Here is a 20870-nt window from a genome sequence, read left to right as displayed (position 1 = left end):
CTTCCTTCGCTGTGCGGTGCGGCTCATAATCGCCAGCTTGTACAGTGATGGCCGTGAGCCCACGATGACCTTTATTTCAGAACTTTCCGCAGCGCCCGACGAACCCTTGGCCGAGCCGCGCAAGAGTCGCAAGAACAACCCGGAAAAGACCCGCGAGAACATTCTTCAAGAAGCCATTGTCGAGTTCGTCCAGCAGGGCCTTTCCGGTGCTCGCGTCGACGCGATCGCCGAGCGTATCCACACCTCCAAGCGCATGATTTATTACTATTTCGGCAGCAAGGAGCAGTTGTATCTCGAGGTGCTGGAGAAGCTCTACGGCGACATTCGCAACACCGAGAGCCGCCTCCACCTGGCCGAGCTGGCGCCGCAGGATGCGATTCGGCGCCTGGTCGAGTTCACCTTCGATCACCATGATCGCAACGTCGATTTCGTGCGCATCGTCAGCATCGAGAACATTCACAACGCCGAGTATGTGAAGCGCTCCGATGCGATCAAGGCGATGAACAACACCATCCTCGATTCGCTCGGCGAGATCCTGCAACGCGGTGTCCAGGAAGGCGTGTTCCGTCCGGGGCTGGTGCCGCTGGACGTGCACCTGCTGATCAGCTCGTTCTGCTTCTATCGCGTGTCGAACCGGCACACGGTCGGTGAGATTTTTCAGATCGAGTTGCCGGAAGAGGGCGTCAAGCAACGCCATCGGGAGATGATCTGCGAATCGGTGCTGCGCTATCTGCAAGCCTGATCGCATTTTCCCGGAGCCGGTCAACCGGCTCCGGAACGCCTGTCAGCCATTCATGCGCTGAAAATGCGCGAGCATGCGTTGTGCGTCTGGCACCACATCGCTGAACAGTTCAAACGCCTTCACCGCCTGGAACACCGCCATGTTGCCGCCGTCGAGCGTCCGGCAACCCAGGGCGCGGGCGTGGCGCAGCAGCTCGGTTTCCAGTGGGAAGTAAACGATCTCGGCCACCCATAATTGCGCCCTGAGCCATTCGGCGGGCACCGGCATGCCTGGCAGTTTCTGCATGCCCATGGGGGTGGTGTTGACCAGGCCGTCGGCCTGTTCCAGGGTCGTCGGCAAATCATGCCCGGCCACGGCGCGCCCGGCGCCAAAATGCTGATTGAGGTTGTCCGCCAGGCTTTGTGCGCGGCGGATCTCCACGTCGAAAATGCTCAGTTGTTGTACGCCTTCGCTCAGCAACGCGTGGGCCACCGCCGCACCTGCGCCGCCGGCGCCCATCTGGACGACACGTTCGCGCGCCACGTCCGGCAAGCCCCGTCTGAATCCTTCGGCGAAACCCAGGCAATCGGTGTTGTGGCCGATACGTTTGCCGTCCTTGAGCACCACGGTGTTCACGGCGCCGATGCCTTGGGCTTCGGCGGACAGTTCGTCGAGCAGGGGGATGATCGCCTGCTTGCACGGGAAGGTGATGTTCAACCCGGTGAAGCCCATCTGCTCGGCTGACTTCAACAGGTCGGGCAGGGCCTGGCTGTCGAGTTGCAACTGATCGAGGTCGATCAGGCGATAGAGGTAGCGCAAACCCTGGGCGTCACCCTCGTGTTCGTGCAGGGCGGGCGTGCGCGAGGCCTGGATGCCGGCGCCGATCAGCCCGGCCAGTACAGTGCTGTGCTGAGTCACAATGGTTACCCCTTCAAGCGCAGGCTGAAATGCTCCAGCGCCAGGCGATAGCCGTGGCTGCCGAACCCGGCCATCACCGCGGTGGCAATCGCGGAAACGAAGGAGTGATGGCGGAAAGGTTCGCGGGCATGCACGTTCGACAGGTGCACTTCGATCACGGGCAGTTCGCTGGCCACCAGAGCGTCACGAATGGCGACCGAGGTGTGGGTCCAGGCGGCGGGATTGATGACGATCCCGGCGCAACGCCCGCGTGCGCCATGAATCCAGTCGAGCAGTTCGCCTTCGTGGTTGGTCTGGCGAAACTCCACCGTCAGACCGAATTCCTCGGCGGCGCGTCCGCACAGTGCCGAGATGTCTGCCAGGGTTTCGTGGCCGTAGGTGTCTGGCTCACGGGTGCCCAGCAGGTTCAGGTTCGGGCCGTTGAGCACCAGAACGATAGGGGACATCGCATCTCTCCACTTTTTATTGTTGGAATGGGCCGGTGAACCAGCCTGTGGAGATAAAATGTACCGAATGGTTAATTTGGTCAATTGACCGACGGCCGTCTCGGGCGGTTGTGTGCGGTGATCGGACGGTTTCAGCGGGGCATCTGTTCCAGCAGAAAGTCGATGAACGCCCGCAGGCGCAGCGGCATATGACGGTTTTGCGGGTAGAGCAGGGTGAAAGGACGCGAGCGTCCGCCATAGGGTTTGAGGATTTCCACCAGCGAGCCGTCCGCCAGCTCCTTTTCGACGATAAAACGGTAGGTCTGGAACAGCCCTGCACTGTGCTTGGCCAGGGTCACGCCGCCCAGCACATCGTCCGAGCAACTGAGGTTACCTTCGGCGAGAATCTCGCGCTGTTCGCCGTTGTCATTGAACAACCAGGCAATGCGCCGGCCGCTGCTGGGCAACTCGTACTGAATGCATTCGTGTTGCTTGAGATCGTCCAGCGTTTGCGGGGTGCCGGCACGCTTGAGGTATTCGGGCGTGGCGATCATCACCAGTGCTGCATCTTCCAGCTGGCGGGCGATCAGTCCTGAATCGGGAATGGCGCGCACGCGGATGGCCAGGTCATAGCCTTCACCGACAAAGTCGATGTTGCGGTTGCTGATGTGCGACTCGACCTTGACCTGGGGGAACCGCTGCCGAAAGGCCGGGAGCAGCGGCAGGATCCGGTGATGGGCATAGGTGGTTGGAATGCTGATGCGCAAGGTGCCCGAGGGCTCCTGCTGCTGGCCCATCACTTCGCGCTGCGCTTCCACCAGCTGCGCCAGCGCCTGACGGCACTCCTCGTAATAGCGGCGCCCGCTGTCGGTCATTTTCACGCTGCGGGTGGTGCGTGCGAACAACCTGACGCCCAGGCGCTCCTCCATGCGCGACACCGAGCGACTCACCGCCGCCGGTGTGACCCCTGCCACAAGGGCTGCGGCAGTAAAGCTGCCGGCTTCGGCCGCCAGGCAAAACAGTTCGATGCTGCCGAGCTGAAGATCGTCGAAAGTGCGCTGCATGATTGATTACACCGGGGATCAAATGAAGGGGTTGAGACAGTGTTTACCAAAGAACCGAAAGGATTGCTTACCATTTTTGCGCGTAATGGGCCCACCCATGCTCGGTTCGATGGCTAGCCTGAAGGGCGGGTAATCGAATGCCGCTCTGCACCGATTATCGGATTGTTCAAGGAATGGTGAGCCATGAGGCTCAATAACCTAACGGATGGGTTAGTATGAAATTGTTCAGCTACAAAGGCCTTTCAGTCGTGATCCTGTTGCGTGATGAACACTGCCCGCCCCATGCCCATGTGGATGCCGGAGCCTGGAGTGCACGCTTCAAATTCAGCTTCTGGCGCAACAGCGTCGAGCTGTGGGATGTGGTCCCACTGTTCAAGCGGCCGCCAGTGGCAGTACTGGAAGGGTTGCGTCACGCGCTCGGGCAACCCGCCCAGTTGCGTCACGCCCGGCGTATCTGGTGGGAAAAGTTGCAAACGGTCTGTCTCGATCATCAGGTGTGGGACTGGCAGACCAGCGAAGTCGTAGTGGTGAAGCGAGTCGCCAGCACCACCCACATGATTTATTCGGCGTCTTATGAGCCCGAGACAAACAAGACCCTGCTGGCGCTGTTGGGCGCTTCGGAAGGGGTGGAGATCCAGCTATGAAAACCGTTGAAGCCGGCCTGCGGGTCGATCGTCCTGTCACCGAGGCCTCGCTGGCCGAGGCCATACAGCGTGGCCAGCTACGCCAGAAAAGCAGTTTGCGGGTCACCTCGGTGGCGTTTGTCGATCCATGCCTGGCGGTCAGTTTCATCGACGGCAGTGGCGTGCTGCTGCCTGTGCGCAACTATGCCGAGTTCGATGATTTCGACGTTGAGGACTACGCCGACCTGACGGTGGGTTTTTCCGGGACGGCTCTGTGCCATGAGCGCAAGGACCTGCAGGTGTCCATTGCCGGGATGATTTCGGCGAGCAAACCGCTGATGGACATGGCCGCTTCGGTTGTCGCCTCGCGCAATGGGCGCCAAAGCAGCGCTGCCAAGGCCGAGGCGGCAAGGGCGAATGGCCGCAAGGGCGGGCGTCCGCGCAAGGCTGAAGTCACTGAATGAGCGCGCGCAAAAAAGCCGTCTTCATGACGGCTGTTTTGTCGCGTACTTAGGCTATCAACGCCGGGTCAGCAACACGCCGGATTCCATGTGGTGAGTCCACGGGAACTGGTCGAACATCGCACAGCGGGTGATGCGATGGGTGTCGTGCAACTGGGCGATGTTGTCGGCCAGGGTCTGCGGGTTGCAGGAGATGTACAGGATGTTGTCGAAGCGCCGGGTCAGTTCACAGGTGTCCGGGTCCATGCCGGCACGCGGCGGGTCGACGAACACACTGCCAAACTCGTAGCTCTTGAGGTCGATGCCGTGCAGGCGTCGGAACGGGCGGACTTCATTCAGCGCTTGCGTCAGCTCTTCGGCGGACAGACGCACCAGCGTGACATTATCCACAGCGTTTTCGCTGAGGTTGCTCAGGGCTGCGTTGACCGATGTCTTGCTGATCTCGGTCGCCAGCACCTTGCGCACACGGGTCGCCAGGGGCAGCGTGAAGTTGCCATTGCCGCAATACAGTTCCAGCAGATCGTCGCTGCGGTCGCCCAGCGCGTCGTAGGCCCAGTTGAGCATTTTCTGGTTCACGGTGCCGTTCGGCTGGGTGAACGCGCCTTCCGGCTGGCGGTAGCTGAATGTGCGGCCACCGACTTCGAGCTTTTCGACCACGTAGTCGTGACCGATCACTTCGCGCTTGCCCTTGGAGCGGCCAATGACGCTGACGTTCAGGTCCGCGGCCAGCTTCGACGCCGCTGCATGCCAGTGTTCGTCCAGCGGGCGGTGATAGCACAAGGTGATCATCGCATCGCCGGCCAGCGTGGTCAGGAACTCCACCTGAAACAGCTTGTGGCTCAGTGCGGCGCTGGCTTGCCAGGCGGCCTTGAGCTGCGGCATCAGCTCATTGATGCGCAGGCTGGCAATCGGGAACTGCTCGATCAGGATCGGCGTGCGTTTGTCTTCCTGGGAAAACATCGCGTAATGACGCTCACCGGCTTCGCGCCACAGGCGGAATTCGGCACGCAGGCGGAAATTCTGCAGCGGCGAGTCGAACACCGCAGGCTCGGGCGCATCGAACGGGGCCAGCAGGTCACGCAGACGCGCGACCTTTTCTTCTAGCTGAACGGTGTAGGCCTGGGAATCAAAAGTCATGCGTTGAACCAACCCAACTTGATCACGAACAGAATCGACAGAATCACCAGCGCCGGGTTCAGCTCACGGCCGCGACCGGACATCAGTTTGATGGCGGTCCAGGCGATGAAGCCGAAGGCGATGCCGTTGGCGATGGAATAGGTGAACGGCATGGCCAGGGCGGTGATCACCACGGGGGCGGCAACGGTGATGTCTTCCCAGTCTATTTCGGCCAGGCCGGATGTCATCAGCACGGCGACGAACAGCAGCGCCGGCGCGGTAGCGAACGCCGGGACACTGGCGGCCAGTGGCGAGAAGAACAGCGCCAGCAGGAACAGGATCGCGACCACGATGGCGGTCAGGCCGGTACGGCCACCGGCGCTGACGCCGGCGGCGGATTCGATGTAGCTGGTGGTGGTCGACGTGCCCAGCAGCGAACCGGCCATGGCCGCGGTGCTGTCGGCGATCAGGGCACGGCCCATTTTCGGCATGTGGCCGTCCTTGCCCATCAGGCCGGCGCGCTTGGCGACGCCGATCAGGGTGCCGGAGTTGTCGAACAGGTCAACGAACAGGAAGGCGAAGATCACACTGACCAGGCCGATATCCAGCGCACCCTTGATGTCCAGTTGCAGGAAGGTCGGTGCCAGGGAAGGTGGCATCGACGTCACGCCGCCGAATGGCGTGAAGCCCATCAGGATCGAGACGATGGTCACCGCCAGGATGCCGATCAGCACCGCACCGCGGACCGCCAGGGCTTCCAGGGCCACGATCAGGGCAAAGCCGATGGTGGCGAGGATCGGCGCGGGTTGTTTCAGGTCACCCAGGCCCACCATGGTCGCCGGGTTGCTGACCACGATACCGGCGTTGTGCAGGGCGATCAGCGCCAGGAACAGGCCGATACCGGCGGCAATCGCCGAGCGCAGGGGCAGCGGGATGCTATTGATGATCCATTCGCGAATACGGAAGATCGACAGCAGGAAGAAGCACACGGCGGAGATGAACACCGCACCCAGCGCCACTTGCCACGTGTGGCCCATGTGCAGGACCACGGTATAGGTAAAGAAGGCATTGAGGCCCATGCCCGGTGCGAGGGCGATCGGATAGTTGGCGATCAGGCCCATGACCGTGGAGCCGATGGCGGCCGCCAGGCAGGTCGCGACGAACACCGCGCCCTTGTCCATGCCGGTCTCGCCGAGAATGCTCGGGTTGACGAACAGAATGTAGGCCATGGCCAGGAACGTCGTGACGCCCGCAAGAATTTCGGTGCGCACATTGGTGTTGTGTGCCTTGAGTTGAAACAGCCTTTCCAGCATGTCTGCTCCCCGTGGCGCGCCCGGCGCCGTGAATGTATCGACCTCAACAGCAAAGCACAGACCGTTACGGGCGCCTGGGAATTTTCTGTGGGTCGGAAAAAGCCGCGCATCATACCAGCAGCGTAGCGTTGTGGCTGCTTATGGCCGTGATCGTCGTCGATGTTTTGCGTTAAAGCCAAGTGCGCCATACTGCGCGCTGGTTTTGGGGCGATGGGGATTTGCATGAAAAAGTGTCTGGTTAGCTTATTGGCCGTATCGGCGGGCTTGTTGCTGGGGGCGCCAACTGCGATGGCGGCATCGGCGGCACCGCTGACCCAGGTCAAGGTGCTCAAGGTCGAATCGCCCGGCTGTGGTTTCGAGAGCATCGACGAAGGGCAGGAGAGGACCCGCTGCGATCACTCCGGGCCGAACATCAAGGTCTACGTGCTGGAAGTCGGGTATGGTCGAGCGGCCCAGGTCGGGCTGGACGGTTTTGTGGTGAACGGCACCCGCACGCCTGTCTGTGCCTACGATAATGGCAACCTCACCGAGTGCACGGTCGGGCGAAGAACGGTGGGCTACCTGTATGTCTTCGATCTGGCTGGCAAGCAGGAAGGCACGTTCACCTTCCGCAATACGTCGATCAATGCCCCGGGCAACACCCTGTCGACGCAGCTTTACATCAAGTAACGGCGCGCTCGAACGACCGTCAGCAAAGCTGGCTACGCTTTAAGGATCATCCTGCGGATTGCGCCCATGACCTTTAGAGCCCTGATTACCCTCGCCGAGGGTATTGATGACTTGCAGACCGTGACCCTGATCGACGTGCTGCGCCGCGCCAGGGTGGAAGTGGTGGTCGCGAGCATCGAGGGGCGACGCATGCTCACCTGTGCCCGTGGTACGCGTATTACGGCCGATGGCATGCTGGTGGACGTACTGGCGCAGCCGTTCGACCTGATTGCATTGCCCGGTGGTGCCGTCGGCGCGCAGCACCTGTCGGCCCATCAACCCTTGCAGCAATTGATCAAGGACCAGGCGGCCGCCGGCCGCTTGTTCGCCGCCATCGCCGAAGCCCCGGCCCTGGCCCTGCAAGCCAGCGGCGTGCTGCGTCAACGCCGCATGACCTGCCTGCCTTCGGCCAGCCATCACCTGTCCGGCTGCCATTTTGTCGATCAAGCGGTGGTGGTCGATGGCAACTGCGTGACCGCCCAGGGTTCCGCAGGCGCACTGGAGTTCGCCCTCACGCTGGTCGAGCAACTCTGCGGCAAGGCCACCAGAGTGGCCGTGGCGGGGGAAATGGCGGGGTAGAAAATCTCAGGCGTGATTGGCAAGCAGCTCGATGACCGGCTGCTCACGCTGTTCCGCTTGCCAGAGATCATAATCAGACTGCACGGCGAGCCACATCCGCGCCTTGCCAATCCCGGCGCGCTCCAGGCGAACGGCCAGGTCCGGGCTGATCGGAGCATGCCCATGCAGCACCCTCGACAGGTGCGGGCGCGCAAAGCCCAGGTGCCGGGCAAGCGCTGTCACGCTGAGACCCAACTCGGGCAGTACATCCTGCAGAAGCGTATCGCCAGGGTGTGGCGGGTTGTGCAAGGGCATCTCCTGCCTCCTGTCAGTGGTAGTCCAGATAGTCGACGCATTCGATATCCGAACCGATAAAACGAAAAATGACCCGCCAATTTCCCGAAACACTCAGGGACCAGTATTCAATCCATTGACCCCGGAGTGGGTGTAATCGCCATCCAGGGATGTCGAGATCGTCAGGCACCAGTGCCCGGTCCATGAATTGCAGCATTCGTGACAGCCGTTTTGCATGGTCTGCCCGAATTCCACGCGTCGAACCTGTTTCATAGAAGCCGCGAAGGCCTTTGTGCTGAAAGGATTTGATCATGGGGCAAGTGTAAGGCGATACATTACACTGAATGCGGTAACCATGTACCGCACTTGATCGGGAAAAACGTGCAAGGTGATCTTCGCCGAGTGCTCCTGATCAATCCCCTTGAACGCTCAAACACCCCCGAAGTCGTACCCCTTATGACGGCGGTTTGCCAAAACGCCGCGAACGTACGACCAACCGTGAGGTGTTTATGAGCGCGAGCTTTTGCGAAGCGACGCCAGCGTCGTTTGTCCGTCATCCGTTGGCCCTGACGCTCAACGGCAAGGAACTGCGGCTTGAGGTCCTGCCCTGGACCACACTGCTGGACTTGCTGCGCGAGCAACTGGACTTGATCGGTACTAAAAAGGGTTGCGATCACGGCCAGTGCGGTGCCTGCACGGTGCTGCGCGATGGTCGGCGTGTGAATGCCTGCCTGACCCTGGCAGTGATGTGCCAAGGTGCGCAACTGACCACGATCGAGGGCCTGGCGAGTGGCGATGAGCTGCACCCGATGCAGCAGGCTTTCATCAGGCACGATGCCTTTCAGTGCGGCTATTGCACGCCGGGGCAGATCTGTTCTGCGGTGGGGCTGGCCAATGAAGGTCGGGCGCATTCCACGGCCGACATTGCTGAACTGATGAGCGGCAACCTTTGTCGCTGCGGTGCCTACAGCAACATCCGTGATGCTATCGAGGAAGCGTTGCCAGCCTGCGGTTCACCCACTGAGCCTGGAGGTGAGCGATGAACCCGTTCCAATACAGCAAGCCCGAGTCGGTTCAGGAGGCGGTGCAACTGGCCGGTCCCGCATCGCGGTTCATTGCCGGTGGCACCAACCTTCTGGATTTGATGAAGGAAAACCTCACACGACCAGAGCATCTGATCAATATCACCGGGCTTGCCCTGAACAACGTCAGCGAAACCGCTGGCGGCGGGGTCATGATCGGTGCCTTGGTCAGCAATGCCGATCTTGCCTGGCATCCCTTGATCGAACAGCGTTACCCGATGCTGTCCCAGGCGATTCTCGCCGGCGCTTCGCCGCAATTGCGCAATATGGCCAGCACCGGCGGTAATCTGTTGCAGCGTACGCGTTGTTATTACTTCTATGACGCCAGCGTGCCGTGCAACAAGCGCGAGCCGGGCAGTGGTTGTCCGGCGCGGGCAGGGCTTAACCGGATTCATGCGATTCTCGGCGCCAGTGCCCAATGCGTGGCCACGCACCCTTCAGACATGTGCGTGGCGCTCGCTGCCTTGAGTGCTGTGGTGCATGTCCAGGGCCGTGACGCTGCGCGGACTATCGAGTTTGCGGACTTTCATCGTCTGCCGGGCGATGCCCCCGAGCGGGATAACCAGCTGGCGGACGATGAACTGGTCACCGCCATTGAACTGCCTGCGGCAGGTTTTGCCGAGCACAGCCATTACCTGAAAATCCGCGATCGCGCTTCCTATGCCTTTGCCCTGGTGTCAGTGGCGGCTGCGTTGGATCTGACAGGGCCGATCATCCGCGAGGCGCGACTGGCGCTGGGTGGTGTGGCGCACAAACCCTGGCGTGATGAAGCGGTGGAGCGTGCACTGGTGGGCAAGGCACCCAGCCATGAAACCTTTGGCAACGCGGCGGACACTCTGCTGCAAGACGCCGAACCACTCGATCACAACGCCTTCAAAGTGGCGCTGGCCCGTCGAGCCATCATTCGCGCGCTGAACACCGCCGCGCAGGGAGGACGGGTCCAATGAACACCTTTACCCAAGCCATCGGTCAGCCGCTGGATCGCGTCGACGGTCGCCTCAAAGTCACGGGTCAAGCCCGGTACGCCGGGGAGTTCCCCGAACAGGGGTTGCTGCATGGCAGTGTCGTGTCGAGCTCCATCGCCCGAGGCCGAGTGATCCGCATCGACGCCTCGAAGGCGCTGGCTTTGCCTGGTGTGGTCGCGGTCATTGACCACACCAATCGGCCGAGCGTCGCCAGTTACGACAAAAGTTACGAGGACGCGGATTCGGCCGATGGTTCGCCGTTCCGTCCGTTGTACAACGATAGAGTGCTGTACAGCGGACAACCGCTGGCATTGGTGGTCGCGGATAACCTGGAGCTGGCGCGGCACGCGGGTTCATTGATCAGCGTTGAATACGAAGCACAATCCCATCAGACAGATCTGTTGAGTCTGCAGGGCGATGCGCATCCAGCCCCCGCCGAATTGCCCAAGCCGCGTGGGAATTTCCAGGCGGAGTTCGCCGGTGCGGCCCTGAGCCTGGATCTGCACTACAGCACGCCCATCGAACATCACAACCCGATGGAACCGCACGCCAGTACGGTGCTGTACCAGACCGACGGCAGCCTGCACATCCACGACAAGACTCAAGGCACGCAGAACTGTCAGTCCTATGTGCAGAAAGTCTTCGGCCTGGAGAAAGAGCAAGTCAGAATCTTCGCTGCATACGTCGGTGGCGCATTCGGCTCCGGTCTGCGTCCGCAATATCAGTTGCCGCTGGCAGTGATGGCCGCGTTACACCTCAAGCGTTCTGTACGTGTAACGCTGACTCGCCAGCAGATGTTCACCTTCGGGTATCGTCCCCGCACCCTGCAACGCCTGCAGTTGGGCGCGGCGGCCAATGGGCGTTTGCTCGCGGTCGCGCACACGGCCATTGGCCAGACTTCGCGTTTCGAGGACTTCACCGAACACGTGGTCGAGTGGAGCGGCATGCTTTATCACTGCGACAACGTGCAGTTGACCTACAAACTGCTGCCGCTCGATGTATTCACCCCGCTGGACATGCGTGCTCCCGGTGCGGCGCTGGGGCTGATCGGCCTGGAGTGCGCGATGGACGAGCTGGCCTGTGCGCTGGCGATTGATCCTGTTCAGTTACGGTTGAACAACTATGCCGAGCGGAACCAGAACGAGGACAAGCCCTACTCCAGCAAAGAACTGCGCGAATGTTATGCCCAGGGCGCGCAGCGTTTTGGCTGGGAGCAGCGCAATCCCGAGCCGCGCAGCATGCGCCAGGGCCGCCATTTGGTCGGTTGGGGCATGGCCGGTGGTGTCTGGGAGGCGATGCAACAGAAAGCCAGTGCCAGGGCAACGCTCGACGAGCAGGGTAAACTGACAGTCAGCAGCGCGACCACCGATATCGGCACCGGAACCTACACGGTGATGACGCAAATCGCAGCCCAGTCGTCGGGCGTGTGCCTGGAAGACGTCACGTTCGTTCTCGGTGACTCTTCATTGCCGAAGGCGCCGTTGCAGGGCGGTTCGTTCACTGTGTCGTCGGTCGGCACCGCCGTCCAGCGGGCCTGCGCAGCGCTGAAGGAAAAACTGCTGGCCGTGGCGCGGCAGAGCTCGGCGGATTTCAGTGCCGTGACGACTGAACAGGCTGTTTTTGAAGCGGGCTACCTGTCGTGGGGAGGCGCACGAATCGAGCTGGCCGAACTGGTTCGCAACAGCGGTGAAGAGCGGATCGAGGTGCAGGTGGATGCCGAACCCGACCAAAAGCGCCAGGCCTATGCCACCGCGACCCACTCGGCGGTTTTTGTCGAAGTGCTGGTGGATGAGGACCTGGGCACGGTCAGGGTCAATCGCGTGGTCAGCGCCATCGCGGCAGGGCGGGTGGTCAATCCGAAAATGGCCCGCAGCCAGATTCTCGGTGGGGTGGTGTGGGGGATCGGCATGGCCTTGCAAGAAGAGACGCAAACCGACCATGGGCTGGGGCGTCACATGAACCACAGCCTGGCGGAATATCACATCCCGGTGAATGCCGATATCGGCGACATTGATGTGCTGTTCGTCGAAGAACGCGACGAGATTGTCAATGCGCTCGGGTCCAAGGGCGTGGGTGAAATCGGCATCGTCGGGGTCGCGGCGGCGGTGGCCAACGCCATCTACCACGCCACCGGCAAGCGGGTGCGGGACTTTCCCATCACCCTCGACAAACTGCTCTAGACTTTGGCCTCTTCCACCGGCACATGCATGCGGTCACGGTTGGCCAGGGTCGGGAACAGCTTGATCCACACCCCGGTCACCACCAGCGTGCCGACGCCGCCCATGACCACCGCCGGCACGGTGCCGAACCAGTGGGCGGTGAGGCCGGATTCGAATTCGCCCAACTGGTTCGAGGCGCCGATGAACAGGCCGTTGACGGCGCTGACCCGGCCGCGCATTTCGTCTGGTGTTTCCAGCTGCACGAAGGAGGCGCGAATGACCATGCTGATCATGTCCGCCGCGCCCAGCACCACCAGCACGCCCAAAGAAAACCAGAACGACGTCGAGAGGCCGAAGGCAATGGTGGCGACGCCGAACACTCCGACAGCGGTGAACATCACGCGACCGACATGGCGATCCACCGAGAACCGCGCGAGCCACAACGACATCAGCAGTGCGCCGACGGCGGGCGCCGAGCGCAGCAGGCCCAGGCCCCAGGGCCCGGTCAGCAGGATGTCCTTGGCGAACACCGGCAGCAGCGCCGTCGCCCCGCCGAGCAACACGGCAAACAGGTCCAGGGAGATCGCCCCGAGGATGTCCGGGCGGCTGCGAATGAAACGGATGCCGGCCAGCAGCGAGTCCAGGGTTGCCTTGCCCTTGTTCAACGGCGTTTGTCGGGCTGGCAGGTTGAGCATCAGCGTGCAGGCGATCACGTACAGGATCACGGTCGGCCCGTACACCCAGACACTGCCGAAGGCGTAGAGCAGGCCGCCCAGGGCCGGGGCGACGATGGTGGCCGACTGTTGCGCCGACTGTGCCGCGGCCACGGCGCGGGGAAACAGCGCGGGAGGCACGATGCTCGGCAGCAAGGCCTGGGTCGTCGGCATCTCGAAGGAGCGGGCGGCGCCGAGCAGGAAGGCGAGGATGAAGATCATTTCCCGGGTAACGTGGCCAGTGGCGCCGCCAATCGCCAGGGTCAGGGCGATCAGGGCTTGCAGCGACTGGCAGATGGCCGCGACCTTGCGTCGGTCATAGCGGTCGGCGACATGCCCGGTGTGCAACATGAACAGCACGCGGGGCGCGAATTCCACCAGGCCGACCAGGCCGAGGTCGAGCACGTTGCCGGTCAGCTGATAGAGGTTCCAGCCGATCGCCACGGTGAGCATCTGAAAGCCGCTGGCGGTGAAGATCCGGGCCAGCCAGAACGCGATGAAAGGGCGGTGATGACGTAACAGCAAGGGCGCTTGGCTGGGCATCTGGAGCAGGTCTTGAGCGGAGGGAAAGGCGAGGTTATCACCAACCTGTAACCAAAAGTTGCAGCGCTGAAAAAATTGTTAGCAAGACATCTATCTGGCCTAGGATCCTCTCCCCTGTAGGAGCGAGCTTGCTCGCGATGGACTTAAGGTCACCGCGGGGTACCTGCCTTTCTGCGTCATCGTTGACGACCATCGCGAGCAAGCTCGCTCCTACAGGGGAGGGCGGGGGAGGGAAAGGCACCCCGTCAAGTCGCTGAGGCAACCTGTCACGCGGCAAAAGACCACACCGTCCATCGGCAAAAACCGGACTACTCTTTTACTCAAGCTTGATCCAGATCAATGCCAGTTTCGCAATTGATCCGGCGGCCGGATGGCCAGACTCCCTACGTTGTGATGTTTGTAAAAAAAGAACGAATCGAAATTCGCCACACTCCATATCCGTGGGGGCAGTGGGTGTAGGCCGCAAGCCTTCAGCCGGTATTACCTGACAGAGGAAGACTTATGTTCGGTTTGGAGGCGCTTGATCTCGCCCGAATTCAGTTCGCGTTCACCATCTCGTTCCACATCCTGTTCCCGGCCATCACCATCGGCCTGGCGAGTTACCTGGCGGTACTCGAAGGTCTGTGGCTGAAAACCAACAACGACACCTACCGCGACCTGTATCACTTCTGGTCGAAAATCTTTGCCGTCAACTTCGGCATGGGCGTGGTGTCTGGCCTGGTGATGGCCTATCAGTTCGGCACCAACTGGAGCCGCTTCTCGGACTTCGCTGGTTCCGTAACCGGGCCACTGCTGACCTACGAGGTGCTCACCGCCTTCTTCCTCGAGGCCGGTTTCCTGGGGGTCATGCTGTTCGGCTGGAACAAGGTCGGGCGCAACCTGCACTTCTTCGCCACCGTCATGGTCGCCATCGGCACGCTGATCTCGACGTTCTGGATTCTCGCGTCCAACAGCTGGATGCAGACCCCGCAGGGCTTTGAAATCGTCAACGGCCAGGTGATCCCGACCGATTGGCTGGCAGTGATCTTCAACCCCTCGTTCCCCTACCGCCTGATGCACATGGCCACGGCGGCCTTCGTGGCCACGGCGTTCTTCGTCGGTTCCTCGGCGGCCTGGCACTTGCTGCGCGGCAGGGACAACCCGGCGATCCGCAAAATGCTGTCGATGGCCATGTGGATGGCGCTGATCGTCGCGCCGATCCAGGCGGTCATCGGTGACTTCCACGGGCTCAACACCCTGGAACACCAGCCAGCGAAGATCGCGGCGATCGAAGGCCACTGGGAGAACAAAGGTGATGAGGCGACGCCACTGATCCTGTTCGGCTGGCCGGACATGAAGGAAGAAAAAACCAAATTCGCCGTCGAGATTCCGTACCTGGGCAGCATCATCCTGACCCACTCGCTGGACAAGCAGGTGCCGGCGCTCAAGGAGTTCCCGCCCGAAGACCGGCCGAATTCGACCATCGTGTTCTGGTCGTTCCGGATCATGGTGGGCCTGGGCCTGCTGATGATCTTCACCGGCCTGTGGAGCCTGTGGCTGCGCAAGAGCGACAAGTTGTATACGTCGCGGCCGTTCCTGCACCTGGCGTTGTGGATGGGGCCGTCCGGCCTGATCGCGATTCTCGCCGGTTGGTTCACCACTGAAATCGGCCGCCAGCCGTGGGTCGTCTACGGCCTGATGCGCACGGCGGATGCGTCCTCCAATCACAGCGTCATGCAGATGAGCATCACCCTGGTGCTGTTCGTGGTGGTGTATTTCGCCCTGTTCGGCGCCGGCCTGGGCTACATGATGCGCCTGGTGCGCAAGGGGCCGAAGATCGACGAAGGCAAGGAAACCAACGACGGTGGGCCTGGCAAGAAACGCACGCCGGCACGTCCCTTGTCCGCTGCCGACGACGATGGCGCCGACGACCACCGCCCCAGCCTGACCAAGGAGATTTGAATCATGGGTATTGATCTTCCGCTGATCTGGGCCGTGATCATTATCTTCGGCATCATGATGTACGTGGTCATGGACGGTTTTGACCTGGGCATCGGCATCCTTTTCCCGTTCATTCCGGGCAAGACCGACCGTGACGTGATGATGAACACCGTCGCGCCGGTCTGGGACGGCAACGAAACCTGGCTGGTGCTGGGCGGTGCGGCGCTGTTCGGCGCCTTCCCGCTGGCGTATTCGGTGGTGCTCTCGGCGCTCTACCTGCCGCTGATGTTCATGCTGATCGGCCTGATTTTCCGCGGCGTGGCGTTCGAATTCCGTTTCAAGGCCAAGGACGACAAGCGTCACTTGTGGGACAAGGCATTCATTGGCGGTTCGGTGGCGGCCACGTTCTTCCAGGGCGTGGCGCTGGGGGCGTTCATCGACGGGCTGCCGGTGGTCGATCGCCAGTTTGCCGGGGGCTCACTGGACTGGCTGACGCCGTTTACCATGTTCTGCGGTGCGGCGCTGGTGGTGGCTTACGCGTTGCTGGGCTGCACCTGGCTGATCATGAAAACCGAAGGCAAGTTGCAGGAGCAGATGCACGACTTGGCGCGGCCCCTGGCATTCGTGCTGTTGGCGGTGATTGGCATCGTCAGCATCTGGACCCCGCTGGCCCATGAGGAAATCGCCGCGCGCTGGTTCACCCTGCCGAACCTGTTCTGGTTCCTGCCGGTGCCGATCCTGGTGCTGGTGACGATGTATGGCCTGATCCGCGCCGTAGCCCGCAATGCGCATTACACGCCGTTCCTGCTGACCCTGGTGCTGATCTTCCTGGGCTACAGCGGTCTGGGCATCAGTCTGTGGCCGAACATCGTGCCGCCGTCGATCTCGATCTGGGACGCCGCCGCACCGCCGCAGAGCCAGGGCTTCATGCTGGTCGGCACCCTGTTCATCATCCCGTTCATCCTGGGTTACACCTTCTGGAGCTACTACGTGTTCCGCGGCAAGGTCACCCACGAAGATGGTTACCACTAGTCGCCTGCCTGGATGGCGTCGCAGCAGACGCCGTCCATCTTCAATACCGAGGAGTGCAATGCCATGAGCGGTAAACACACTTTGCAGGACATCGAGGCCGCCGAGAAAAAGCCGCTGTGGAAGCGGCTGGGCTGGCTGGCGATGATCTGGGCTGGCAGCGTGCTGGCGCTGTTCATCGTCGCCAGCCTCATGCGCCTGTTCATGAACGCTGCGGGTCTGTCGACCCACTGAAGCGACACATCCCATCCCGATGCCTCAGGGCACGGATTTCACACCCTCCCGCACCGGAGGGTTTTTTTTGCCCGCTGTCGAGGGCGGGTTATTTGCGCGCCTTGAGAATGACGAACTTGGGCGTGGCCGCCACTTGTTCGACGCCCCGGAACAGCCGCGCCAACTTGCTGTGATAACCCAGGTGACGGTTGCCGACAATGTAGAGCGCGCCGCCCACCACCAGCGCTTCCCGTGCCTGCTGGAACATCCGCCAGGCGAGGAAGTCACCCACCACCTGTTGCTGGTGGAAGGGTGGGTTGCACAACACCACGTCCAGGGACTGCGCATCCTGGCCGGCCAGGCCGTCACCGGCCCGCACGATCACCTCCCGGTCACCCAGTGCGGCGTGCCAGTTTTCGGCGGCCGATTGCACCGCCATGAACGATTCGTCCACCAGCGTGTAATGCGCCTGCGGATTGTGCAGGGCGCTGGCAATGGCCAGCACGCCATTGCCGCAACCGAGGTCGGCCACGCGCGCCGTACCCAGATTGTTCGGCAGGTGCGGCAGAAATGCACGAGTGCCGATGTCCAGGCCTTCACGGCAAAACACGTTGGCGTGGTTGAGCAGTTCGATGGCGGGTGTGTCGAGCCTGTAGCGGGTCGGGTAGGGCGATGTGGCCAGGGATTTAGCCTCTGCGCTGGCGATCAACAGCCGCGCCTTCTTTACCGCCAATGAGGCTTGCACTGGGCCGATGTAGCGTTCGAGCAGATCCCCGGCGGCTCGGGGCAGGTGTTTGATCATGGCGCCGGCGATTACCTGGGCACCGGGGGCCAGTTGGGTTTGCAGGCGGATCAGTTGTTCTTCCAGCAGGGCGAGGGTCTTGGGGACGCGGATCAGCACCCGATCGAACGGGCCGCTGAGTGCTGCGCTGGCCGGTACATGGGGGACCGCATCAAACGGCTGGCCGTTACGCACGAGGTTTTTTTCCAGGCCCAGCAAGGCCAGGAACGAATCGCCGCTGCTGGTCACCTGGACCTTGCCGGCCAGGCTGGCGGCCAGGGCGCCGAAGCTGTCGTTGAGCACCAGGACGCGGGTCTGCGGGGACGGATGCTGTTCGGCCAGGTGATTGAGCAGGTATTCGTCGGCCGCATCGAAGGCTTGCAACGGTTCGTTCTGTTGTTCCGGCTGGCGGATCAGGTCGAGTCGGGCGAAAGGTGTTTCAAGCAAAGGCATGGGGCGGGGCTCTGGGTGATCAACGGGTATCCCGCGGCCCAGGGGCGTTGTAGCGGGCGAAACCGTCCGAGTGTACTGCGCCGTGGACAATGCACGTTCAACACTCTGGAGGCATCGCAAATGGTACGTTTTTTTCCCTTGGATTACTTGCAGGTTTTCATCGGCTCGGCACCGAGGGGCTATTGAGGTAGCCGGCCTTGATGGCAGCGATGATTGCCGAGATCTTGTTATTCACGCCCAGTTTTTCGATGGCGCTCTGGATGTGGAAATGAATCGTGCGCGGGCTCAGGTTGAGAATTCTGGCGCTTTCGTCTGCCGTCTTGCCTGCCGCCGCCAGTTCCAGGACGTCGATTTCCCGGGGAGACAAGTGCGGGGCGGGCGGCCGGCGAGGCAACGATTGCATGACCAGGCTATGCAGGTGGCGGCCCATGAATACTGAAAAACCCAGGTTCTCATACAGCTCCAGTGGATTGATCGGGCAATGGGTCCTGGCCAGGCTCAGAATGCTGCACAAACCACTTTCCTCGTCATGCAGCGCTTGTGACCATCCGTGCTGAATACCCTGTGCCTGAAGCGCCTCCCATAATGCGGGCGCCTTGGCGAACACTTGCTCGCTCCATAAAACCGGAAGCGCGGAATGATTGCAATGCGCCATTACTGGATCAATTGAACTCAGGTTTCTGTGCGCATGTTCCGTATTCCATCCCGCCGGGAAGTTATTACGACCAATTGTATTGGATTGGTTGTTTTTGGTTTTGTAGGTTGTTGAAAAGGCAAAAAATTTAAAGCCGATGTTTTTTGCAAACCCGAGTGCGATTTGATACGCGGAATCTATATCCGTCGTGCACGACAGTTGGGTGAGCTGAGACTCCTTCCATCGCTCCATGTTAATTCTCCACGGGGGACTTTTTATATGGGGGGTGCGTTTTGGATCCGGGATCCTGCACGACTGGAAGTGTAGGACGAATCCTATATATGAGGTGAGAATTTTTGGCTTTACACGTCCGCTAAAATTTAAATATCTGGTTCTATTAAACAGTATGTTGATGTTAATCCTACAAGCTGTATTTATTAACCGAGTATTAACTCTAGATAGATGAATGTGTTTCTCAAATGAAACTGTTTAAAGAGGGGAGGGCTTAAAGACATTACAAAATGTCCGTGTTTAAGGCGCTCGCTTTGGGGGACACTGAAGCCATCTGTCCTATGGAGCGCCCCATGACTGCCAGTGCGGAGAAATTCACTCATCAGACCCTGCTCGATGTCCGGCCGTTAACCCCGAACCTGTTTACGCTGCGCACGACAAGAGACCCGGGCTTTCGTTTCCGTGCGGGACAGTTCGCCCGCCTGGGCGTCACCAAGGCGGATGGCAGCACGGTGTGGCGCGCCTATTCCATGGTGTCTTCGCCTTATGACGAATTCATCGAATTCTTTTCCATCGTGGTGCCGGGCGGCGAGTTCACCAGCGAGCTCAGCCGTCTGGGCGTGGGTGATACCCTGCTGGTCGAGCGCCAGGCCTTTGGTTACCTGACGCTCGATCGTTTTGTCGATGGTCGTGACCTGTGGTTGCTGGCCACCGGCACCGGGGTGGCGCCGTTTCTTTCGATCCTGCAGGACTTCGAAGTGTGGGAGCGCTTCGAACGCATCATCCTGGTCTACAGCGTACGTGAAGCGGCCGAACTGGCTTATCAGGAGCTGATTGCGGGGTTGGCGCAGCGGGATTACCTGGCCGAATACGCGCATAAATTGCAGTTCATACCGACGGTGACGCGCGAGAAACACCCGGGCGCCTTGAATGGCCGGATCACCGCCTTGCTGGACAATGGCGAACTGGAGCGGGCGGCGGGTGTGGACATGACGGCCGAGCATTCCCGGGTCATGCTCTGTGGCAATCCGCAGATGATCGACGATACGCGCAAGCTGCTCAAACAGCGCGAGATGAACCTGAGCCTCAGTCGCCGTCCCGGTCAGGTGGCAGTGGAAACCTACTGGTAAAAAAAACGGCGCCCCGAAGGCGCCGTCAGGGGCTGTGTCGCGTTACTCCGGGCGTTGATTCTGTGCCTTGAGCAGATCGCGAATTTCTCCCAGCAGCTCCTCTTCCTTGGTGGGAACAGGTGGCAGTTTGGGGGCGACGGCCTCTTCGCGTTTCAACCGGTTGATCGCTTTGACGCCCATGAAGATCGCGAAGGCGACGATGATGAAGTCGATCACGGTCTGGATGAATTTACCGTACGCCAGCACGACGGCGGGGGTGGCGCCCTCGGCGGCCTTGAGCGTCACCGCCAGGTCGCTGAAGTCCACGCCGCCGATCAGCAACCCGAGTGGTGGCATGATCACGTCGCCGACGAACGACGACACGATCTTGCCGAACGCGGCGCCGATGATGATGCCGACGGCCATGTCGACCACGTTTCCCTTGACCGCGAAGGCCTTGAACTCACTTATCACGCCCATAGGTTATTTCCTTGTTACAGATGAGGTTGGTAACGCAGTGTAAGTCAGGCAAAGGCTTCTCGCTCGAAACAACTGCTTACAGGGCTTGCCTGCAGTCGACCGGCCTAGCGTTAAAAAGTTTACCCGAGGGCCTCCTCGGAGCCTCCCCGCCCGGACGGCGTGAATCGGTTTTATCAATGTGATGAATGATAGTGAATGATCCGGCAGGAAACATTATTTTACATCCTTATATTAAAAATATAATCCATTGAGTTTGGAGGAGTTTGATGGCCATTATATTGCCATTAAATAATCCGTATTCATTGAAGGGTTATCTGTGGCACGTTGTACTTCAGCTGGGAAGTCTGAGGAAGTGTT

Annotated in this window: 23 protein-coding genes; 12 read left to right on the top strand and 11 right to left on the bottom strand. The window is 60.8% G+C overall.

Features of this window, described 5'->3' with window-relative positions; genetic code table 11:
• Positions 1-64 precede the first annotated feature (64 nt).
• Positions 65-742 (top strand): TetR/AcrR family transcriptional regulator, encoded by a 678-nt coding sequence (locus tag ABVN20_RS10035; RefSeq protein WP_368555478.1) that lies wholly within the window; start codon positions 65-67, stop codon positions 740-742.
• Between the two features lie 42 nt (positions 743-784).
• On the opposite strand, the gene ABVN20_RS10030 is transcribed toward ABVN20_RS10035, so the two are convergent.
• The 3 genes from ABVN20_RS10030 to ABVN20_RS10020 all read right to left on the bottom strand — a co-directional run bounded on the left by ABVN20_RS10030 (position 785) and on the right by ABVN20_RS10020 (position 3128).
• A complete protein-coding gene (locus tag ABVN20_RS10030; RefSeq protein ID WP_368555477.1) occupies positions 785-1639 on the bottom strand; it encodes a shikimate dehydrogenase in 855 nt (284 codons plus the stop codon).
• Positions 1640-1644: 5 nt separating this feature from the next.
• On the bottom strand, positions 1645-2085 hold the full coding sequence (gene aroQ, locus ABVN20_RS10025; RefSeq protein WP_368555476.1) for a type II 3-dehydroquinate dehydratase: 441 nt from the start codon (positions 2083-2085) through the stop codon (positions 1645-1647).
• A gap of 131 nt (positions 2086-2216) precedes the next feature.
• Positions 2217-3128, bottom strand: coding sequence for a LysR family transcriptional regulator (locus ABVN20_RS10020; RefSeq protein ID WP_368555475.1), 912 nt, complete (start codon positions 3126-3128; stop codon positions 2217-2219).
• A gap of 215 nt (positions 3129-3343) precedes the next feature.
• On the opposite strand from ABVN20_RS10020, the gene ABVN20_RS10015 reads away from it, so the two are divergent.
• A complete protein-coding gene (locus ABVN20_RS10015; RefSeq protein ID WP_368555474.1) occupies positions 3344-3772 on the top strand; it encodes a DUF4160 domain-containing protein in 429 nt (142 codons plus the stop codon).
• Entirely contained in the window at positions 3769-4215 is a 447-nt protein-coding gene (locus ABVN20_RS10010) for a DUF2442 domain-containing protein (RefSeq protein ID WP_368555473.1), read from the top strand. The genes ABVN20_RS10015 and ABVN20_RS10010 overlap by 4 nt, the downstream gene beginning before the upstream one ends.
• Before the next feature lie 54 nt (positions 4216-4269).
• Here ABVN20_RS10010 and trmA read toward each other — a convergent pair whose 3' ends face one another.
• Both trmA and ABVN20_RS10000 read right to left on the bottom strand, forming a co-directional pair.
• Positions 4270-5349, bottom strand: a complete 1080-nt coding sequence (gene trmA / locus ABVN20_RS10005) for a tRNA (uridine(54)-C5)-methyltransferase TrmA (RefSeq protein ID WP_368555472.1) — start codon at positions 5347-5349, stop codon at positions 4270-4272.
• Positions 5346-6641 carry an NCS2 family permease gene (locus ABVN20_RS10000; protein ID WP_368555471.1) on the bottom strand — a complete coding sequence of 432 codons (1296 nt, stop codon included), beginning with the start codon at positions 6639-6641 and terminating at the stop codon, positions 5346-5348. Before ABVN20_RS10000 ends, trmA begins: the two co-directional genes overlap by 4 nt.
• Positions 6642-6863: 222 nt before the next feature.
• Between ABVN20_RS10000 and ABVN20_RS09995 the strand changes: the two genes are divergently transcribed.
• Both ABVN20_RS09995 and ABVN20_RS09990 read left to right on the top strand, forming a co-directional pair.
• Complete coding sequence (locus ABVN20_RS09995; RefSeq protein WP_368555470.1) at positions 6864-7310, top strand: DUF4879 domain-containing protein; 447 nt, start codon at positions 6864-6866, stop codon at positions 7308-7310.
• A 66-nt stretch (positions 7311-7376) separates the two neighbouring features.
• Positions 7377-7928, top strand: coding sequence for a DJ-1 family glyoxalase III (locus ABVN20_RS09990; protein ID WP_368555469.1), 552 nt, complete (start codon positions 7377-7379; stop codon positions 7926-7928).
• 6 nt (positions 7929-7934) lie between these two features.
• Here ABVN20_RS09990 and ABVN20_RS09985 read toward each other — a convergent pair whose 3' ends face one another.
• Both ABVN20_RS09985 and ABVN20_RS09980 read right to left on the bottom strand, forming a co-directional pair.
• The gene (locus tag ABVN20_RS09985; RefSeq protein ID WP_368555468.1) at positions 7935-8222 is read right to left on the bottom strand and encodes a HigA family addiction module antitoxin; all 288 of its coding nucleotides are present in this window, start codon (positions 8220-8222) and stop codon (positions 7935-7937) included.
• 13 nt (positions 8223-8235) lie between these two features.
• Positions 8236-8514, bottom strand: coding sequence for a type II toxin-antitoxin system RelE/ParE family toxin (locus tag ABVN20_RS09980; RefSeq protein WP_368555467.1), 279 nt, complete (start codon positions 8512-8514; stop codon positions 8236-8238).
• 196 nt (positions 8515-8710) lie between these two features.
• Between ABVN20_RS09980 and ABVN20_RS09975 the strand changes: the two genes are divergently transcribed.
• The 3 genes from ABVN20_RS09975 to ABVN20_RS09965 are packed head-to-tail and all read left to right on the top strand — an operon-like array spanning position 8711 to position 12428.
• Complete coding sequence (locus ABVN20_RS09975; RefSeq protein ID WP_368555466.1) at positions 8711-9244, top strand: (2Fe-2S)-binding protein; 534 nt, start codon at positions 8711-8713, stop codon at positions 9242-9244.
• On the top strand, positions 9241-10230 hold the full coding sequence (locus ABVN20_RS09970; RefSeq protein WP_368555465.1) for a xanthine dehydrogenase family protein subunit M: 990 nt from the start codon (positions 9241-9243) through the stop codon (positions 10228-10230). Before ABVN20_RS09975 ends, ABVN20_RS09970 begins: the two co-directional genes overlap by 4 nt.
• Positions 10227-12428: a xanthine dehydrogenase family protein molybdopterin-binding subunit gene (locus ABVN20_RS09965; RefSeq protein ID WP_368555464.1), complete on the top strand. Its 2202-nt coding sequence runs from the start codon at positions 10227-10229 to the stop codon at positions 12426-12428. The genes ABVN20_RS09970 and ABVN20_RS09965 overlap by 4 nt, the downstream gene beginning before the upstream one ends.
• Here ABVN20_RS09965 and ABVN20_RS09960 read toward each other — a convergent pair.
• Positions 12425-13663 (bottom strand): MFS transporter, encoded by a 1239-nt coding sequence (locus ABVN20_RS09960; RefSeq protein ID WP_368555463.1) that lies wholly within the window; start codon positions 13661-13663, stop codon positions 12425-12427. The two genes, ABVN20_RS09965 and ABVN20_RS09960, sit on opposite strands and share 4 nt — an antisense overlap.
• 501 nt (positions 13664-14164) lie before the next feature.
• Here ABVN20_RS09960 and ABVN20_RS09955 point away from each other — a divergent pair.
• The 3 genes from ABVN20_RS09955 (at position 14165) to ABVN20_RS09945 (ending at position 16846) form a co-directional block, all read left to right on the top strand.
• Positions 14165-15604, top strand: coding sequence for a cytochrome ubiquinol oxidase subunit I (locus ABVN20_RS09955; protein ID WP_368555462.1), 1440 nt, complete (start codon positions 14165-14167; stop codon positions 15602-15604).
• A 3-nt stretch (positions 15605-15607) separates the two neighbouring features.
• Positions 15608-16615: a cytochrome d ubiquinol oxidase subunit II gene (gene cydB / locus ABVN20_RS09950; protein WP_368555461.1), complete on the top strand. Its 1008-nt coding sequence runs from the start codon at positions 15608-15610 to the stop codon at positions 16613-16615.
• 63 nt (positions 16616-16678) lie between these two features.
• Positions 16679-16846, top strand: coding sequence for a DUF2474 domain-containing protein (locus tag ABVN20_RS09945; RefSeq protein ID WP_368555460.1), 168 nt, complete (start codon positions 16679-16681; stop codon positions 16844-16846).
• Between the two features lie 88 nt (positions 16847-16934).
• On the opposite strand, the gene ABVN20_RS09940 is transcribed toward ABVN20_RS09945, so the two are convergent.
• Entirely contained in the window at positions 16935-18059 is a 1125-nt protein-coding gene (locus tag ABVN20_RS09940; RefSeq protein ID WP_368555459.1) for a methyltransferase, read from the bottom strand.
• A gap of 157 nt (positions 18060-18216) precedes the next feature.
• The gene (locus ABVN20_RS09935) at positions 18217-18945 is read right to left on the bottom strand and encodes an autoinducer binding domain-containing protein (RefSeq protein ID WP_368555458.1); all 729 of its coding nucleotides are present in this window, start codon (positions 18943-18945) and stop codon (positions 18217-18219) included.
• A gap of 332 nt (positions 18946-19277) precedes the next feature.
• On the opposite strand from ABVN20_RS09935, the gene ABVN20_RS09930 reads away from it, so the two are divergent.
• Positions 19278-20054: a ferredoxin--NADP reductase gene (locus ABVN20_RS09930; RefSeq protein WP_368555457.1), complete on the top strand. Its 777-nt coding sequence runs from the start codon at positions 19278-19280 to the stop codon at positions 20052-20054.
• 42 nt (positions 20055-20096) lie between these two features.
• Here the strand turns inward: ABVN20_RS09930 and mscL are convergent, their stop codons facing one another.
• Positions 20097-20513 (bottom strand): large-conductance mechanosensitive channel protein MscL, encoded by a 417-nt coding sequence (gene mscL / locus ABVN20_RS09925; RefSeq protein WP_368555456.1) that lies wholly within the window; start codon positions 20511-20513, stop codon positions 20097-20099.
• Positions 20514-20870: the final 357 nt, after the last annotated feature.

Origin of the sequence: Pseudomonas sp. MYb118, from assembly GCF_040947875.1 — a bacterium.
Lineage (GTDB): Bacteria > Pseudomonadota > Gammaproteobacteria > Pseudomonadales > Pseudomonadaceae > Aquipseudomonas.
The sequence above is the reverse complement of the archived record's forward strand: the minus strand, read 5'-3'. Positions and strand labels throughout refer to the sequence as shown.

Bases quoted from the DNA above. Each gene is read 5' to 3' on its own strand.
- ABVN20_RS09965 (WP_368555464.1), top strand. From the start codon at position 10,227: ATGAACACCTTTACCCAAGCCATCGGTCAGCCGCTGGATCGCGTCGAC.
- ABVN20_RS09940 (WP_368555459.1), bottom strand. From the start codon at position 18,059: ATGCCTTTGCTTGAAACACCTTTCGCCCGACTCGACCTGATCCGCCAG.
- ABVN20_RS09960 (WP_368555463.1), bottom strand. From the start codon at position 13,663: ATGCCCAGCCAAGCGCCCTTGCTGTTACGTCATCACCGCCCTTTCATC.
- ABVN20_RS10015 (WP_368555474.1), top strand. From the start codon at position 3,344: ATGAAATTGTTCAGCTACAAAGGCCTTTCAGTCGTGATCCTGTTGCGT.
- ABVN20_RS09935 (WP_368555458.1), bottom strand. From the start codon at position 18,945: ATGGAGCGATGGAAGGAGTCTCAGCTCACCCAACTGTCGTGCACGACG.
- trmA (WP_368555472.1), bottom strand. From the start codon at position 5,349: ATGACTTTTGATTCCCAGGCCTACACCGTTCAGCTAGAAGAAAAGGTC.
- ABVN20_RS09990 (WP_368555469.1), top strand. From the start codon at position 7,377: ATGACCTTTAGAGCCCTGATTACCCTCGCCGAGGGTATTGATGACTTG.
- cydB (WP_368555461.1), top strand. From the start codon at position 15,608: ATGGGTATTGATCTTCCGCTGATCTGGGCCGTGATCATTATCTTCGGC.
- ABVN20_RS09955 (WP_368555462.1), top strand. From the start codon at position 14,165: ATGTTCGGTTTGGAGGCGCTTGATCTCGCCCGAATTCAGTTCGCGTTC.
- ABVN20_RS10020 (WP_368555475.1), bottom strand. From the start codon at position 3,128: ATGCAGCGCACTTTCGACGATCTTCAGCTCGGCAGCATCGAACTGTTT.
- ABVN20_RS09930 (WP_368555457.1), top strand. From the start codon at position 19,278: ATGACTGCCAGTGCGGAGAAATTCACTCATCAGACCCTGCTCGATGTC.
- ABVN20_RS10000 (WP_368555471.1), bottom strand. From the start codon at position 6,641: ATGCTGGAAAGGCTGTTTCAACTCAAGGCACACAACACCAATGTGCGC.
- ABVN20_RS09945 (WP_368555460.1), top strand. From the start codon at position 16,679: ATGAGCGGTAAACACACTTTGCAGGACATCGAGGCCGCCGAGAAAAAG.
- ABVN20_RS10035 (WP_368555478.1), top strand. From the start codon at position 65: ATGACCTTTATTTCAGAACTTTCCGCAGCGCCCGACGAACCCTTGGCC.
- mscL (WP_368555456.1), bottom strand. From the start codon at position 20,513: ATGGGCGTGATAAGTGAGTTCAAGGCCTTCGCGGTCAAGGGAAACGTG.
- aroQ (WP_368555476.1), bottom strand. From the start codon at position 2,085: ATGTCCCCTATCGTTCTGGTGCTCAACGGCCCGAACCTGAACCTGCTG.
- ABVN20_RS09970 (WP_368555465.1), top strand. From the start codon at position 9,241: ATGAACCCGTTCCAATACAGCAAGCCCGAGTCGGTTCAGGAGGCGGTG.
- ABVN20_RS09980 (WP_368555467.1), bottom strand. From the start codon at position 8,514: ATGATCAAATCCTTTCAGCACAAAGGCCTTCGCGGCTTCTATGAAACA.
- ABVN20_RS10010 (WP_368555473.1), top strand. From the start codon at position 3,769: ATGAAAACCGTTGAAGCCGGCCTGCGGGTCGATCGTCCTGTCACCGAG.
- ABVN20_RS09975 (WP_368555466.1), top strand. From the start codon at position 8,711: ATGAGCGCGAGCTTTTGCGAAGCGACGCCAGCGTCGTTTGTCCGTCAT.
- ABVN20_RS09995 (WP_368555470.1), top strand. From the start codon at position 6,864: ATGAAAAAGTGTCTGGTTAGCTTATTGGCCGTATCGGCGGGCTTGTTG.
- ABVN20_RS09985 (WP_368555468.1), bottom strand. From the start codon at position 8,222: ATGCCCTTGCACAACCCGCCACACCCTGGCGATACGCTTCTGCAGGAT.